This window comes from Hydrogenovibrio kuenenii DSM 12350 (genome assembly GCF_000526715.1).
Taxonomy (GTDB): domain Bacteria; phylum Pseudomonadota; class Gammaproteobacteria; order Thiomicrospirales; family Thiomicrospiraceae; genus Hydrogenovibrio; species Hydrogenovibrio kuenenii.
Map to the genome: position 1 here is coordinate 2,253,083 of NZ_JAGP01000001.1, position 15,607 is coordinate 2,268,689.

The 15,607-nt window shown below is 41.9% G+C and carries 16 protein-coding genes; 13 read left to right on the top strand and 3 right to left on the bottom strand.

What is annotated here, in order from left to right; genetic code table 11:
* Positions 1-44: 44 nt before the first annotated feature.
* From N745_RS0110575 to N745_RS0110620, 10 genes are all read left to right on the top strand, one after another.
* Positions 45-1,130: an iron-containing alcohol dehydrogenase family protein gene (locus N745_RS0110575; RefSeq protein ID WP_024852097.1), complete on the top strand. Its 1,086-nt coding sequence runs from the start codon at positions 45-47 to the stop codon at positions 1,128-1,130.
* 79 nt (positions 1,131-1,209) lie between these two features.
* On the top strand, positions 1,210-1,956 hold the full coding sequence (gene kdsB, locus N745_RS0110580) for a 3-deoxy-manno-octulosonate cytidylyltransferase (RefSeq protein ID WP_024852098.1): 747 nt from the start codon (positions 1,210-1,212) through the stop codon (positions 1,954-1,956).
* Positions 1,957-1,990: 34 nt separating this feature from the next.
* Positions 1,991-3,220 carry a 3-deoxy-D-manno-octulosonic acid transferase gene (locus N745_RS0110585; RefSeq protein ID WP_024852099.1) on the top strand — a complete coding sequence of 410 codons (1,230 nt, stop codon included), beginning with the start codon at positions 1,991-1,993 and terminating at the stop codon, positions 3,218-3,220.
* A 137-nt stretch (positions 3,221-3,357) separates the two neighbouring features.
* Positions 3,358-3,582 carry a DNA-directed RNA polymerase subunit omega gene (rpoZ, locus tag N745_RS0110590; protein WP_024852100.1) on the top strand — a complete coding sequence of 75 codons (225 nt, stop codon included), beginning with the start codon at positions 3,358-3,360 and terminating at the stop codon, positions 3,580-3,582.
* A 25-nt stretch (positions 3,583-3,607) separates the two neighbouring features.
* Complete coding sequence (locus tag N745_RS0110595) at positions 3,608-5,767, top strand: RelA/SpoT family protein (protein ID WP_024852101.1); 2,160 nt, start codon at positions 3,608-3,610, stop codon at positions 5,765-5,767.
* Between the two features lie 140 nt (positions 5,768-5,907).
* Positions 5,908-6,294, top strand: coding sequence for a SpoIIAA family protein (locus N745_RS0110600; protein WP_024852102.1), 387 nt, complete (start codon positions 5,908-5,910; stop codon positions 6,292-6,294).
* 138 nt (positions 6,295-6,432) lie between these two features.
* The gene (locus tag N745_RS0110605) at positions 6,433-6,819 is read left to right on the top strand and encodes a RidA family protein (RefSeq protein WP_024852103.1); all 387 of its coding nucleotides are present in this window, start codon (positions 6,433-6,435) and stop codon (positions 6,817-6,819) included.
* Between the two features lie 142 nt (positions 6,820-6,961).
* Entirely contained in the window at positions 6,962-7,768 is an 807-nt protein-coding gene (locus N745_RS0110610; RefSeq protein ID WP_051453400.1) for a TraB/GumN family protein, read from the top strand.
* A gap of 98 nt (positions 7,769-7,866) precedes the next feature.
* Positions 7,867-9,963, top strand: a complete 2,097-nt coding sequence (gene recG / locus N745_RS0110615; protein WP_024852105.1) for an ATP-dependent DNA helicase RecG — start codon at positions 7,867-7,869, stop codon at positions 9,961-9,963.
* Entirely contained in the window at positions 9,932-10,540 is a 609-nt protein-coding gene (locus N745_RS0110620; RefSeq protein WP_024852106.1) for a chorismate--pyruvate lyase family protein, read from the top strand. The genes recG and N745_RS0110620 overlap by 32 nt, the downstream gene beginning before the upstream one ends.
* Here the strand turns inward: N745_RS0110620 and N745_RS0110625 are convergent.
* Positions 10,537-11,259, bottom strand: coding sequence for a hypothetical protein (locus N745_RS0110625; protein ID WP_024852107.1), 723 nt, complete (start codon positions 11,257-11,259; stop codon positions 10,537-10,539). The two genes, N745_RS0110620 and N745_RS0110625, sit on opposite strands and share 4 nt — an antisense overlap.
* Positions 11,260-11,261: 2 nt before the next feature.
* Positions 11,262-11,792, bottom strand: coding sequence for an RNA polymerase sigma factor (locus N745_RS12040; RefSeq protein ID WP_157833764.1), 531 nt, complete (start codon positions 11,790-11,792; stop codon positions 11,262-11,264).
* Positions 11,793-12,053: 261 nt separating this feature from the next.
* Between N745_RS12040 and N745_RS0110635 the strand changes: the two genes are divergently transcribed.
* From N745_RS0110635 to N745_RS0110645, 3 genes are all read left to right on the top strand, one after another.
* Positions 12,054-12,512: a DsrE family protein gene (locus N745_RS0110635; RefSeq protein ID WP_024852109.1), complete on the top strand. Its 459-nt coding sequence runs from the start codon at positions 12,054-12,056 to the stop codon at positions 12,510-12,512.
* Between the two features lie 13 nt (positions 12,513-12,525).
* Positions 12,526-13,017 (top strand): DsrE family protein, encoded by a 492-nt coding sequence (locus N745_RS0110640; protein ID WP_038070735.1) that lies wholly within the window; start codon positions 12,526-12,528, stop codon positions 13,015-13,017.
* A gap of 88 nt (positions 13,018-13,105) precedes the next feature.
* The gene (locus N745_RS0110645; protein ID WP_024852111.1) at positions 13,106-14,389 is read left to right on the top strand and encodes a porin; all 1,284 of its coding nucleotides are present in this window, start codon (positions 13,106-13,108) and stop codon (positions 14,387-14,389) included.
* A gap of 61 nt (positions 14,390-14,450) precedes the next feature.
* Here N745_RS0110645 and N745_RS0110650 read toward each other — a convergent pair whose 3' ends face one another.
* Entirely contained in the window at positions 14,451-15,572 is a 1,122-nt protein-coding gene (locus N745_RS0110650; protein WP_024852112.1) for a hypothetical protein, read from the bottom strand.
* Positions 15,573-15,607: the final 35 nt, after the last annotated feature.

Below are 15,607 nucleotides of genomic sequence, written 5' to 3' on the forward strand. Positions count from 1 at the left end.
TAAAATGTGTGACTCACAACTAAAAAATCAAAAGAGATAACATCATGAAACATCGCAATTTTAAAACTGTTCCCAGAATTATTTTCGGTCGCGGCGCCTTTGACCAATTAGATGAAGTCTTGGCAGAAGAGCGTCAATCCGAAAAAGATTGTGTGGTTTTCTTAGTTGATGAAGTCCATAAGGATAAGCCTTTAGCTCAGCGTATCCCGAAACATGATCAGGATATGATTATCTGGCTGGATGTTACCGACGAGCCAAAAACTACTTATGTTGATGCCCTGACAGAACAGGTTCAAACTTACTGCAGTGAACACAACAATGGTAAAGAACCTGTTAGTGTTATCGGTATCGGTGGTGGTTCCTCTATGGATATCGCTAAAGCCGTTGCATTATTGTTGACCAACCCTGGTGGGGCTGCAATTTATCAAGGTTGGGATTTGATTAAAAACCCTGCTGTTCATCATGTTGGTATTCCAACTATTTCAGGAACAGGAGCCGAAGCTTCACGCACCACGGTATTGACTGGCCCTGAAAAGAAACTTGGGATGAACTCCGATTACACGGTCTTTGACCAAATTATCCTAGACCCTGATTTGGTCGCTGGCGTACCGAAAAACCAATGGTTCTATACCGGAATGGACTGCTATATCCACAATGTGGAAGCACTAAACGGTACTTATATCAATGAATTTGCTCGTGCATTTGGCGAACAGTCAACGGAACTCTGTCACCAAGTTTTCCTTGAGGATCACCCAGAATCAGAGGAAAAATTGATGATGGCTTCCTACATGGGCGGACAATCCATCGCTTATAGCCAAGTTGGGGCTTGCCATGCGCTTTCGTACGGTTTGTCTTACGTGCTTGGCTTTCATCACGGTATTGGAAACTGCATTGCCTTTAACGTACTAGATGACTTCTATCCTGAAGGAGTGGCAACTTTCCGTAAAATGATGGAAAAACACAACATTGACCTACCAACGGGCGTTTGCGCGAACCTAACCGATGCTCAAATGGATAAAATGATACAAGTTTGTTCAGGCATGGCACCGCTTTGGGACAACGTTTATGGACCTAGTTGGAAAGAAAAAGTTACGCCTGAACTGCTTCGCGGTCTATACGAAAAAATGTAACTTCTTAATTCCTACCGATAAAAATTCGGTAGGAAACTTCTCTTTTCACTTAATTTTTAAGTCATCGGATTGATTCAACATGAAAACCTATGTTTTTATTCCTGCGCGTTACGGTTCCTCTCGATTACCAGGCAAGCCTTTAAAACTGATTAATGGTAAACCAATGATTCAACACGTTTTTGAGCGCACTTCAAAAGCTAAAGGCATTGAAGCCGTCTATGTTGCAACAGATGATGATCGCATTAAAGATGCCGTTGAAGCCTTTGGTGGCAAGGTCATCATGACACCACCTGAAGCAGAATCAGGTACGGACCGCATCGCACAGGCAGCCGCACAACTTCAACTTGAACCGAATGATTTAATTGTTAATGTGCAAGGCGACCAGCCTTTAGTACATTCCGAGTCCATCGAAGCCGTTATTTCTCCTTTTACGGATGACCGTTATGATGGTAGTTTTGAAATGTCTACTCTGTCTTTCAAAATCGTTAATGAAGCAGAAATCACCAGCCCGAAGGACGTGAAATTGGTTACCGATGTCAATGGGTTTGCGCTTTACTTCTCGAGAGCAACCATTCCTCATGGTCGAGACTATTGGGATCACGATTCTTATAAGCACCTAGGGGTCTATGCTTACACCAAGCGTTTTGTTGATGCTTTTAACGAACTCCCAATGGGACACTTAGAAAATATCGAAAAACTTGAGCAACTTCGCGCACTGGAATTTGGTCAAAAAATCAAAGTCGTTGAAAGCCTTTGGGACTCACCAGAAGTTGATGTTCCTGGTGACATTGAAATAATGGAAGCCCTGCTTAACGCTGGACACTAACGCTAGAATCTTAAAGACAATTAACGGCTAGACTATGCTGACTTACCAATTGCTCATTCACCTCCTCAGCCCGTTGGTTTTCTTTATTACTGTGCTGGAAGCTATTAAAAAACAGGGGGGGTTAGCTTTTATCCTAGAAAGGCTAGGACTAAAGTACCCTGAAGGCTCTTTACCAAACCTATCTCCAATCTGGATTCATTGCGCTTCTGTCGGCGAGGTCAAAGCAGCAGAACCCCTCATCCATAAGCTACTATTGAACCATTCTCTTTTAATCACCACCAATACACCAACAGGCCATGCATTAATCGAAAGACTATTTAATGAAAAGGTACTTCTCGCCTATTGCCCGGTAGATTATCCTTATGCCATTCACCGCTTTCTCAATCACTATTACCCATCAAAGCTTTGGGTCATGGAAACGGAAATCTGGCCAAACCTATACCGAGAAGCTCATAAAAAAGGGATTGAAATTAGTATTTTAAATGCCCGACTATCGAGAAAAACACTCAATAGTCCAGCTTGGTTGAAACAAGCTTACCAGCAAACACTGGCGCTGGTTTCACACTTACTGGTTAGAAACGAACAAGAAGCTTCACATTTTCGACAACTCAATGCCAACAACAATACCATTCAAGTTTTAGGCAACTTAAAATATGCGGCTATTGCAACACCTGTGGCAACGGACCGCCCGATTGAACGCCCTTATATCCTATTAGCATCCAGTCATGACAATGAAGAAACCGAGGTCACTCAGCGCTGGCTATCCTTTCATAGAGCAGAACTTCTGGTCATCGTACCAAGGCACCCGAAACGGGCAGATGAAATCGTAAAAAACTTACCTCTCTCGCGTGATCAGATTCGAGTTTATAGCAAAAATGAAATGATTGATTCAGACACATTGGTTTATATCGATGATCAAATTGGCGCGTTGGATCCTCTTTTTTGCCATGCAAAAGTTGTGATTATGGGGGGCGCTTTTGTTCCTAAAGGCGGGCACAATGTTTTGGAACCAGCTGCCTGCGGCGCTACCATTCTAACTGGGCCAGATATGTCGGATTTTGAAGAAGAAACGCAATTGCTTAAAAGTCATCAAGGGCTAATACAGTGTTCAGATTATGACAGCTTGTTTCAGGAACTTAATTCTTTGATTGACGCACCCGGTTTACTAAACAAAATGGGTGAAAATGCTAAACAGGCATTACAAAATAAAATGCACATATTAGAAGACTACTTAACGATTCTATTACCTGAACATAAGCAATAAAATAGTCACTAAACATAAAACACAACAATCAACTTCATTTATCACATATACAATTCCTTTCAAATTCGGTAAAATAGTAGTTTACTTTAAAATTAATTCTTAAAGACTCCTAACAAGACACACAAAAAGGCAAAAGAATGGCTCGTGTAACAGTAGAAGACTGCTTAGACCAAGTTGAAAATCGTTTTGAATTGGTTATTTTGGGTGCGAAGCGCGCCCGTCAACTATCTAACGGTGCAGAACCGACTTTGGAATGGGATAAAGACAAACCAACTGTCATGGCACTACGTGAATTGGCAGAGAACACTATCGACAAAGATGTGGTTATGTCTGACCCTGACACACCTCCTTATTTCGGTTAATCGGTACCTTATTTAGCTCTGTCCAATGCCAACTCCGACCAGTATCGATGGTTTATTAGAAAAGGCTTCGCTTTACCTTAGCAAAAAGCAAGTAAAGCAAATTCAAGCTGCCTTTGAATTTGGCGCTCAAGCACACGAAGGGCAAACCCGAAAATCAGGCGGGGAATATATTTGGCATCCTATTGCGGTTGCAGAAATCCTCGCCGACATCCAACTCGATTGCGAAAGTCTTATCGCTGCGATTCTGCATGATGTTGTAGAAGACACCCCTTTCACCAAAGATGATATAGAAGAACGTTTCGGACATAATGTCGCCGAAATAGTTGATGGTGTCACCAAACTTGGTAAGCTTGAGTTCGACAACCCTCAAGAAGCACAAGCTGAAAACTTCCGTAAAATGATTCTTGCCATGTCGCGAGATATACGCGTCATCCTCATTAAATTGGCAGACCGTCTCCACAATATGAGAACGCTCGGCGTTATGCGCCCAGAAAAGCAACGACGCATAGCAAGAGAAACCTTAGAAATTTTTGCACCAATCGCTGCACGCTTAGGGATTAACGCCTTTCGTATTGAATTGGAAGACCTAGGCTTCAAAGCCATGCATCCAAATCGCTATTCGGTTCTGGAACGAGCGGTTAAGAAAGCACGTGGAAATCGAAACGAAGCGGTTAACCAAATCAGTGAGGCCATTAACAATCGCCTGATTGACGACAAGATTCCGGCTCAGGTTGTTGGGCGGGAAAAACATTTATACAGTCTGTATAAGAAAATGAAATATAAAAATCTCAGTTTTGACGAGATTCTGGATATTTTTGCCTTCCGCGTTGTCGTTAATAGCGTTGATGAATGTTATCGCGTACTAGGCAGCGTTCACTCTTTGTACAAGCCTTTTCCTGGACGATTTAAAGACTATATTGCCATTCCGAAATCCAATGGTTATCAGTCTTTACATACCGTACTGTTTGGACCTTTTGGTGCCTATATTGAAGTGCAGATTCGTACCAAGGAAATGCATGAAGTATCGGAACATGGTATTGCCGCTCACTGGATCTATAAAGGTGATCAAACAGAAGAAGAACGTGCAAATCAAGGCAAAATGAACGCGGTAGAAATACGTGCACAAGAATGGGTAAAAAACCTGCTGGAAATTCAGCAAAGCGCAGGTAATTCACTCGACTTCTTGGAAAACGTTAAGATCGATCTTTTCCCCAACGTTATCTATGTTTTTACGCCAAAAGGGGAAATTATTACTCTTCCTGCAGGTGCGACGGCTGTTGATTTTGCTTATGCAGTTCATACCAGTGTTGGACACTCTACCGTTGGTTGCCGAGTCGATAAAAAACTTGTTCCCCTTAGAACACGTTTAGAAAGCGGTCAAACCGTTGAAATCCTACGAAGCCAAGAGCAACAGCCTAACCCTGCCTGGCTACATTTTGTTACGACAGCAAAAGCACGTTCACAAATTCGTCACTTCTTGAAAACACAACAAATCGAGTCCGCAGCAAGCTTAGGCAAACGCTTATTAACAAAAGCAATTCGCAGTTTTAATATGTCTTACCAGGGCCTTACCGAAGAAATACAGCTAAGAGTTGTGGAGGAACTTAAACTCAATAACTGGGATCACTTACTGGAAGAAATCGGGCTTGGCCAGCGTCTAGCAAATCTAGTCGCTAAACAAATTCATGATTTATTACTGGGTACAGAAGACTCCATTTTCCACTACCAAGGCGCTACTGATCCAGCGATGCCGCTTGTTATTTCCGGAACAGAAGGTATGGTCGTTAACTATGCCAATTGCTGTCACCCAATTCCTGGTGACGATATTTTAGGTTTTATCAGTGCGGAAAAAGGTTTGGTCATCCACCGTCAAGAGTGTCCCAACGTTAAGAACTTCAAAAACCATCCCGAAAAATGGCTCGACGTTCATTGGGAAGAAAACATTACCCAAACCTTTAACGTTGAATTGCAAATCGAAGTCTTAAATGGTCGTGGAGCGCTTGCCACTGTCGCCAGCAAAATCGCTGAAATGAAAACCGATATTGACCGCGTTCGCTCAGAAGACAAAGATGAAACCTATAGCTTGATGAATATTGTTATTCGCGTTCGCACACGCAAACATTTGGCTGATATCATACGTAAGCTTAAACGCCTGCCAATTGTTGAAAAAATTCATCGAATCTAACCACCTTCCACCAACCACTTTCATGTTTAATTCACGTTTATGCACTTGATGCATAAAACTTTACCCCTCTATAATGAAATCTATCTTCAATTAAAACTGTTTGACTAATCCAGCAATAAATCCATTTCAAGGAGTGCGTTATGACAACAGATATTCACGGTCTTTCCATCGGCATTGAACGAATCGACAACCAATTTTTCATGACACTAACGGCCAAAGGCAAGCTCACGCATGAAGACTATCAATTGATTACGCCCATGCTTGAAAACGCGATTGAAGGTGTGCAACAACCTGAAATAAATCTATTTGTTGATGCTACCGAATTAAAAGGCTGGGAACTCCACGCTGCCTGGGATGATTTCAAATTAGGCATAAAACACGGTAAATCTTTTGAAAAAATTGCTATTTACGGTCATAAACAATGGCAAGAATGGGCTGCCAAAACAGGTTCTTGGTTTATTGGCGGAGAAGCCAAATTTTTTGAAGACAAAGATGAAGCGTTACAGTGGCTAAATCAAGGAACATAATCCTCCTATCTTTTGTTTTTCTAAATAACGCACCCTACCCAGCCTGGCAGATTTTCGATAGAATGAATATCTAATGATTAAGCTCGCCCTTAGCAACTTAAGGCCAGCGATAATCCGTATTCATTTAAAGGACATTTCATGAAAGAAGTTATTGCAACTGATAAAGCCCCTCAAGCCATTGGCACTTACTCTCAAGCCGTTCGTACCGGCTCTACTGTTTACCTTTCTGGTCAAATCGCATTGATTCCAGAAACAATGGAACTTAAAGAAGGCGATATTTCTGAACGAATTCATCAAGTGTTCAAAAACTTAACTGCTGTTTGCGAAGCTGCTGGCGGCTCCCTGCAGGACATCGTTAAACTCAATATATTTTTAACAGACTTAAGTCACTTTGCAACCGTTAACGAAATTATGGCGCAATACTTTGAACAACCCTATCCTGCACGTGCTGCCGTTGGTGTTAAAGAGCTGCCAAAAGGTACAGATGTAGAAATGGATGGCGTCATGTACCTTAGCGCTTACTAATATAGGGCTGAGCGCGAACCTCATGACCTATTACCTCACTTCGCTAATACCAAGCTTTAAAAAACGCTTCCAGACAATACTGCTGTTATTACTCTTAACCGGAGTGAGCAGCTCAGTTTGGGCTAGTGCTTTTATCTGGAAAGTGTCTAAAGACAATCATGCCATTTATTTAGGTGGCGCCGTACACTTACTAGCGAAGTCGGATTATCCTCTTCCGAAAGCTTATGAATATGCCTATCAACACTCAAAAGCACTGGTATTTGAAGTCGATTTACGTCAAATCCAAACCCCTAGCTTTCAACAACATTTTTTAATGCAAATGCGCTACCCCTATGGCGAAACACTTCAACAGCACCTTTCGCCAGAGGTTTACCAAAAACTGGTCATTCAACTAAAAAAATATGGTGTCGACTTTCATAAAATAAATAATTATCGCGCCAGCTTAATGTCGATGAACTTAACCTTGCTAGAGCTTAAAAAACTTGGGCTAGCAGGCACAGGTGTTGATAAATATTATCTTGAAAAAGCCGTTAAACAACACAAACCCATTCTCGCGCTAGAAACCCCTAAGCAACATTTACTATTTATGAGCTCTATGGGTGAAGGGCATGAAAATGCCATGATTCTACATACGCTTGAAGAAAACACTCATCTTGCACAAGTCATGAATACTATGAAAAATTTTTGGCGAACGGGAAATGTTAGCGGTTTTGATCAAGTTGTACTCAGACCTTTTGAGACAAAGTTTCCATCAATTTATCAATCCATTATTGTTAAACGAAATCAAAACTGGCTCCCAAAAATCGAAAACATGATTCATACGCCCCCAACTAAATTCATTTTAGTCGGCAGCTTACACCTTGTTGGAAAAGATGGTCTGTTAGCGCAGCTAAAACACAAAGGCTACCAAATACAGCAACTCTCGTTCAAAAAGAACACTTCCGATTGATAAAATCTGCCAGGCTGGGGTTACCTCAATTCTCAGCCTACTAGGTTCTATGCAAGCAAGTTTGGTAGAATGCCAATGTTCCTATTAAAGATAATTTTATGCTGGCTGAACAAACCCTAACCACATTAAAAGGCGTTGGCGAAAAACAACTCGAGAAATTCCATCGTCTTGGGCTTCATACTGTTCAGGATTTGCTGTTTCATCTACCTCTTCGCTATCAAGATAAAACCAAACTGACGCCGTTCTCGAACCTCTTTGTAGGACAAGAAGCGCTTGTAGAAGGTGAAATTATCAGCCACCATCTCACCCAAAGCCGCAATACCAGCCTATTGGTTAAAATAATTGATACCGAAGGGAAAATACTCACTTGTCGCTTCTTTCACTTTCATTACCGCCAAGCACAGCAATTTAAACGTGGACAAATGCTCAGAGCCTATGGCGAAGTAAGATCAGGTCCAACCGGACTGGAAATGGTGCATCCAACCTACCAACTGTTTGCAGCTGACACTACACCAGAACTGGAAAATACGCTTACGCCTATTTACCCAACAACCGAAGGCTTAGGACAGCCCTCTCTACTCAAACTCATGAAACAGGCAGTGGTACTGCTTAAGCAATACCCACTAGAAGAAGGCATACCTCCGGACTTACTTAAGTCCATGCAGCTTCCAGGCATTAATCAGGCATTGCTCACGCTGCATCAACCACAGCCGGATGATGACCTGTTTCAGATAAAACAATTTGAGCACCCGGCGCAAAAACGACTGATACTTGAAGAACTCATGACATCTCAAATGAGTTTGTTGCTGATGCGTCAAACTGAAAAAAAATACGCAGCCCCTGTTTTCACTCTCGGCACCAAAAGTCGTTCTCTACTTGATAACTTACCTTTTGAATTAACACAAGCACAGCAACGTGTTTTAAAAGAGATACAACAAGACCTTGCACAACCTCATCCTATGCAACGTTTAGTACAAGGTGATGTCGGTTCTGGTAAAACCGTCATAGCGGCACTGGCGGCATTGCAAGCGGCTGAAGCGGGCTATCAAGTTGCCATCATGGCACCTACAGAAATCCTTGCTGAACAGCACCGTAATCATTTTATAGAATGGCTGATACCCCTTGGCATTAATGTCGCCTGGCTAAATGGTCGCATGAAAGCTGCTGAAAAACGGCTTATGTTATCCAAAATGACTTCAGGCGAAGCACAGGTGATTATCGGTACGCATGCCTTATTCCAAGAATCCGTCGAATTCAACCAACTTGGCCTAGTGATTATCGATGAACAACACCGTTTTGGCGTTCATCAACGTCTGGCATTGCATGCAAAAGGAAAATCAGAAACCGATGATTCTTTGGCTACAGAAAGCCATCCGCATCAACTAATTATGACAGCCACTCCAATCCCAAGAACATTGGCAATGACCGCCTATGGTGACTTAGACTTGTCAGTTATAGATGAATTACCCCCGGGCAGAAAGCCTATCGAAACCGCTGTTTTAAGCAATGCTAAGCGATTGGAAGTAATGGAGCACCTGGTTGCTCAATGCACACAAGGCGTGCAAGCTTACTGGGTTTGCCCACTCATTGAAGAATCAGAGCTCCTACATGCTCAAGCAGCTGAAGTAACTGCCCAACAATTTAAAGACAATTGGCCGGATTTACGCGTAGGCTTAATTCACGGCCGACTCAAAGGCGAAGAAAAAGCCGCCGTGATGAATGCTTTTCAGCAACATGAACTGGACTTGCTCGTTGCAACCACCGTGATAGAAGTAGGCGTCAATGTTCCCAACTCCAGTTTAATGATTATCGAAAATGCTGAGCGCCTCGGTCTAGCACAGCTACATCAACTGCGTGGACGCGTGGGCCGTGGTTCAAAACAAAGTCATTGTGTACTTCTCTATCAACCCCCTCTAAGCGAAACAGGAAAGGCGCGACTCAATATAATGAGAGAAACCAATGACGGTTTCAGAATTGCCGAAGAGGACTTAAAATTACGCGGCCCTGGGGAAATCCTTGGTACTCGCCAAACTGGCGGCATACAGTTTCGCATTGCTGATCTTAAACGTGATCAGGATTGGATTGCGACAGCAAAACACCTAGCAGAAAACTTTTTACAATCCGCAACGAAAGATCAAATTGAAACGTTGCAGATGCGGTGGCATGGATATCGTTTGGAATACCAAAGGGCTTGAAGACAAAATGCATACTCCAATTACCCTATTACCAAGGTGGTACCCTCAATCTTTACAGAGTCGTATGTCTATCGCTAAAAGCCTACAAAATTGGCTATTTGACCCTTCATCCTTAACCGCCAAACTCAAGCAGAAATGCCCTGAATTGACCGTAAAAGTCCTGTCAGAAAAATTAGAATACCCTCTTCCAGACGAAAGAATTCGATTAAACCTTAATCCAAAAAAGAAAGTATGGGTAAGGACTGTGACCTTAAATTGCGGTGAAATTCCACTGGTTTATGCCAGAACAATCATTCCAAATTTCAATACAGGCAATCCATGGTTTTCCTTAAAAACATTAGGACATACACCTTTAGGTCACGTATTGTTTGCAAGGGATTTTCGGAATCACTATTCCCGCTCGAATTTTGAATGCCAAAATCAGCGAAATAATTGGCCTCACCTGAAAAAAGAGGCATATTTTGACCAAAAAGAAGGGAAAAGGCTAGCATCGAGACGGTGCGAGTTCTCAAAAAAAGGGAACTCGCTATTATTGACTGAGGTCTTTTTGCCTGATAGTTTGGTACTATTTGACTAGAACTTGTAGTAACGCCAACCCTGCTGCATTTTATTGACAATCTCACCAACGGCTGTACGATCGGACTCAACATTTGAAATCAGCTTAACAGGGTGTCCAGCTTCAGCACGTCTTTCCAGCGCTCGCTTACACGCGAGTAGTTTAAGGTTGTCGTATTTCTTCAGCATCGCAATAATTTCAGCTCGATTTTTACTGGTTTTATCGAACAAATCAATACCATGATCATTTGCCACAATTTCAACTTGCGGTAACTGCTTGCTATCCGCTGTCGTGACAGATGTTTTTTCCAATAACTCATTCGCTGTATGCAGCAATGCTTGTACTCGCGCTGGCTTGTCAGAGTCAATATGCAAAATAACCTTCTGCGGAGCGATATTTTCTGCCACTAAATTTGATGGGGTATTAAATGCTTGCCCCTGTCCTTCTTGGTTAGAAACCACAAAGCCCAAACCAAAGGCAAGAGTTAATGAGGCGGCTATCGCCATACGAGACCCCCAACCTTTAGAGGTGTCGACATCCAGTTTAGGCATTGGTGGAATGTCTACTTTTTGATAATGTTCTAAAATCTGTTGTTTCACTTTTCTTAGCTCACAAACCTCATCCTTCAACTCATCATCTAATCGCATTGCTTTTTCAAAAGCATTCTTTTCCTGCGAAGATAAGTCACCATCAATATAGGCATGCAGATTTTGAACAGTAAATTTATCAAATGCGTTCATGATTATTTACTCTTCTTAAGATTCACCACGTTATGGTGATAACGTGGGATATATTTTTCACTCGTCACAAGTTTTTTCAGTTTATCACGTGCTCGTGATAATCGACTCATGACGGTTCCTACTGGTATTACCATGACTTCAGACACTTCCTGATAACTGTAGCCTTGCAGGTCAACCAGAATAATAATTTCCCTTTGATCGACAGGCAAACATCCAATGGCATCATGAATATTTTGAATCGCCTGTTTCTTGATATATAAAGTTTCAACTGACTCCGAATGCAATTCTTCAGAAAAGTCCTCCACATCAACCTGCTGCCAACGAGTGTTATGACGACAATTGTCATAAAACAAGTTGTGCATCACCTTGCATAACCAGCGGTCGATGTTCTCGAAACAAGATATTGTTTCCGCCTTTTGCAATGACTTGACCATGGTATCTTGAACCAAATCCTGAGCTAAAGAAGCATCTTGGCACCACGCGTATGCGATCCGATAGAGGTTCGCATAATGCGACTCCAGTACCGCATGCAACTTTGCTTGATTACTCTTTTGTTTTATCCAGCTTTTTATCATTTTGATATCTTTAAAAAATTTCCTTTTTTCATATTAGGCAAAAAAAATTGAGATAACAAGCGTTAATTTCATATAAGAAAATAATGATTTCCTTAAATAAATAGCGCTGATTTACTCATAGAAATTTGCAGTGGATGAAAACGGAATATTTCCCGCACCCCTCCCGTTATTCCCATGAGTACTCAAAGTTTAGACATTCAACTAGAAGGAAATCAGGTAATGAAATTTTTAACCCATACGTTAGTTTTAAGCTGGCTTGTCGGCTTACTGCTATCGCCTTTAACTATGGCTGCGCAAAAAGAAGCTCCTTTACCAGATACTTTTGCCACCCATAAAGTCGTTCTACAAATTAGCGATCCAAATCCTTTTAAACAAACTTTGGTACTTAATGTTGCAGGAAATCTCATGAAGTATTACGGCGCTGGAGATGTCGATATCGAAATCGTCGCATTTGGCCCTGGCTTGCGCTTAATGATGGCTGGGAACGTTAACACACCACGCATCAAATCCATGATGAGCTCCGGCATTCGTTTCAGTGCTTGCCAAAACACTTTGAACAACTACAGCAAAAAGCTTGGCTATACACCAAAGATTATCCCTGGTGTCCAAATGGTTCCAGCGGGTGCGGGTAGAATACTTCAGCTTAATGCTGCAGGCTATCAAATACTAAAACCATAAGCGAGAGCATGGCATGAAAAAACTATTGAAACCATCTTTATTCTTTCCTCTTCTGATTGCTGCTTTGTTCATGGCAAATTCAGCGCAGGCGAACAGCAGTCGTTATGGGGAGCAAAAAGTCGTTTATCACATCAACTATGACGACATAAAGCGCCAAGCCAAAGTGCTACACAACATTCAGAACAACATCAACGCTGTTGGTGCTGACCACATGAAAATCAAGGTTGTTCTTCATGGAAATGGTCTTTCTTTATTGCTATTACCTAAGGCGTTAAAGAGCCATCCAAAGTTCAATGCTGCCAATGCAACCCCTGAAATGCAGCAAAAAATCGACTCCCTAAAAATGGAAGGGGTGGTTTTCGATGTTTGTGCAAACACGCTAAAAGGTAAGGCAGTTGATTATAAAAAGGATCTTTACGACGTTGATCCTAAAGATGTTGTTCCTAGTGGCGTTGCCGAATTGGTCTACTTACAGCAGCGTGGGTATGCCTATCTAAGACCATAAAACTAATAAAACAGATAACGCAAAAAGATTGCTGAATGTTTCAGCAATCCAAGATGCATTTACCTCAAATTCAGAAGAGACGATACTTATGAAAAAGCATTTATTGAAAAAAGTACTTCCGATCGCTATTTTAGCTGCAACAGCTTCAACAAGCGTTCAAGCAGCAAACTGGCTCATGTTACAAGGTACAGAACCCGCCAATCAAGCACCAAGAGCAAAAGTGTGGGGGTTCTTGCAATTGGATTACCAATCAACTGATGATACAAAATTGAAAGCTGGACCTTATAAAGGCAAATCAGCAGCCTTTAACCAAGTTGCACCACAGCTTTCATCTCCTAGCAGCTTTAATGTCAAGCGTGCTCGTATTGGTGTCAGAGGTAACAACTTTCCTCTAGATCCAAAGGTGAATTACTTCTTACTTACAGAGTTTGGAAATAATGGAATTACTACAGGCGGAAAGGCCTCGCAGGGCCAACTAACAGATGCCAGCGTTACGTTAAATCATATCCCTGGAGCTCGCATCCGTGTAGGGCTCTTTAAAACACCTGGTTCAGAAAAAGCTATGCAAGGTATAGGTGTTTATAATTATGTCAACTTCACGAGTGTGGTTGATAGACTTCTACTTGAACGCTCTTTTACCAATTCAACCGGAGATACCACTCGTAGTCAACCTGTTAGCGCCTTCCGTGATACAGGTGTAGAAGTGTTTGATAGCTTTAATCTTAAAGGTTGGGACACTAGTTATGCTGTCATGATGGGTAATGGTAATGGTTTAGCCATGACAGACAACAATAAGTCGAAAGATACCTATTTATATCTTTCTACTGAAAAGGTATTTGGGGCTTCAAAAGGGCCTCGTCGCCACGGTCTGAAGTTCTATGCCTGGTCTCAGAATGGCAAGCGTACCATTAATATTAGTGGCGTTGCAACAGATAAAGATCGTAGCCGTTCAGGCCTAGGAACCACCTATTTTGACGGTAAATACCGTATGACGGCGGAATACATCACTGCAAAAGGCATGATTTATGGTGGAACAAAAGGTGCTGGATTGCCTGCCGATGGTGCATCATTTAGCGTTCAGACTGATGAAGAGGCAAATGGTTACTATGTTGATCTAGGTTACCGCGTAAAGCCAAATATTGAGCTAAATGCGCGATATGACTTCCTTGATAGCGGAACAAAAGTGGCTGCGAATGAACGCAAATTCACAAACACCACACTGGGTGCACAGTATTTCTTTAACAAGAAAACAACTTTGATGGCGGATTATGAAATTCGTAAAATCGAAGCTCCAGCTGGAAACGCTACTGTAAAAAGTATCTTAGATTCTTTGGATAACCGCTTGGCGCTTCAGCTAAGAGTTGTCTTCTAGGTTTTAACCCTCTCTCTTAACCCTTTCCTGCTACTTCTGTCTCCATTGGTAGCAGGCTTTTTTACTTCTCAAACTTTCTGTCATAAAACTGAGCTTCTAACATAAATGTTATGTTCGGATCAGCCTTTCTAAAATCCGTATCCTGGTTAAAATCCACTCTCGGTTGGATTTCAAAAAACAACCACTTCTTATAAATACGTTCACGCCATTGAAAGCCGGTATGGTAAGAAACCAAATGCGGGCCAACATCCTTGGTATCCCAATCCCATCCGACATGGTAGGCAATCGCTCGATGCACATTCATCGTCTGATAGAAATAAAATACCTGATGAAGCTCATAATATTGTTCCTTATCCCACCATGTTCCTTGAGTTTCCGAACGCAATAAATTTTCTTGGTTGAACTGGTAATCAAACGTTTGTTTAGAAGTTAATCCGACACCTGCATAGCTTTCCCAGAACAAGTCCTGCACCATCCGGCTATAAACTCGATCATTCAATTGCCATTTGTAGGTACCTTTAATTCGTGCATATGGATCGGGACTGATGCCACGAAAGTTCAACCCGAAACCAACAAAAGAGTTGGTATAGTTTTTTACTTCGAGCGCATAACGTAACCCTACCGTTGCTGCGGTATCATTATTCGTTGCTGTTCCTGAAAACTGGTTATTAGAAGTGGTATTTGAAGCTGAACCTGTATTTGCATAATCGCTCAATGAGTTTTCAGCAGACTGCACAATCAAGTTCCATCGCTTATTCGTTCTGGGAAGCTCGAACTTTCCTCTAACTTTAACTGTGGTATCGATTTTTCCATTTTCATGAAAAGTAATGGGGGTCATGACATCAAGACGACTGCCTTGTGTTCGATCAAAGTCTTCCTCAGATCCAAAAAAAGCATCTGCCGACTCACCGACATCTTCTACATAAGACCCGACCCAACCCTGAACCTTATCTAAATAATTCAGTGTCGAATTCATCAACGGACTAGAAACACCTTCAAAAAAATACTGCTTATCCTTTGTGGGTAATGGTGTCTTATCATTTACTATCGGCAACGGTGTTTTTTCTTGCGTTGTCGGCAAAGTCGGTTTCGTATCGGTCGTTTGAGAAGCACTTGAGGATGTGTTTGTCGCTTTGGACTCAGCAAGCGTCTGCGCAAAACTTACAACAGGCCATATCAGCATGCAGGCGAAACAAGGTATAATGAATTTAGAACTTA

Bases quoted from the DNA above. Each gene is read 5' to 3' on its own strand.
- rpoZ (WP_024852100.1), top strand. From the start codon at position 3,358: ATGGCTCGTGTAACAGTAGAAGACTGCTTAGACCAAGTTGAAAATCGT.
- N745_RS0110635 (WP_024852109.1), top strand. From the start codon at position 12,054: ATGAAATTTTTAACCCATACGTTAGTTTTAAGCTGGCTTGTCGGCTTA.
- N745_RS0110640 (WP_038070735.1), top strand. From the start codon at position 12,526: ATGAAAAAACTATTGAAACCATCTTTATTCTTTCCTCTTCTGATTGCT.
- N745_RS0110595 (WP_024852101.1), top strand. From the start codon at position 3,608: ATGCCAACTCCGACCAGTATCGATGGTTTATTAGAAAAGGCTTCGCTT.
- N745_RS0110650 (WP_024852112.1), bottom strand. From the start codon at position 15,572: ATGCTGATATGGCCTGTTGTAAGTTTTGCGCAGACGCTTGCTGAGTCC.
- N745_RS0110645 (WP_024852111.1), top strand. From the start codon at position 13,106: ATGAAAAAGCATTTATTGAAAAAAGTACTTCCGATCGCTATTTTAGCT.
- N745_RS0110605 (WP_024852103.1), top strand. From the start codon at position 6,433: ATGAAAGAAGTTATTGCAACTGATAAAGCCCCTCAAGCCATTGGCACT.
- N745_RS0110600 (WP_024852102.1), top strand. From the start codon at position 5,908: ATGACAACAGATATTCACGGTCTTTCCATCGGCATTGAACGAATCGAC.
- N745_RS0110575 (WP_024852097.1), top strand. From the start codon at position 45: ATGAAACATCGCAATTTTAAAACTGTTCCCAGAATTATTTTCGGTCGC.
- N745_RS0110620 (WP_024852106.1), top strand. From the start codon at position 9,932: ATGGATATCGTTTGGAATACCAAAGGGCTTGAAGACAAAATGCATACT.
- N745_RS0110585 (WP_024852099.1), top strand. From the start codon at position 1,991: ATGCTGACTTACCAATTGCTCATTCACCTCCTCAGCCCGTTGGTTTTC.
- kdsB (WP_024852098.1), top strand. From the start codon at position 1,210: ATGAAAACCTATGTTTTTATTCCTGCGCGTTACGGTTCCTCTCGATTA.
- recG (WP_024852105.1), top strand. From the start codon at position 7,867: ATGCTGGCTGAACAAACCCTAACCACATTAAAAGGCGTTGGCGAAAAA.
- N745_RS0110625 (WP_024852107.1), bottom strand. From the start codon at position 11,259: ATGAACGCATTTGATAAATTTACTGTTCAAAATCTGCATGCCTATATT.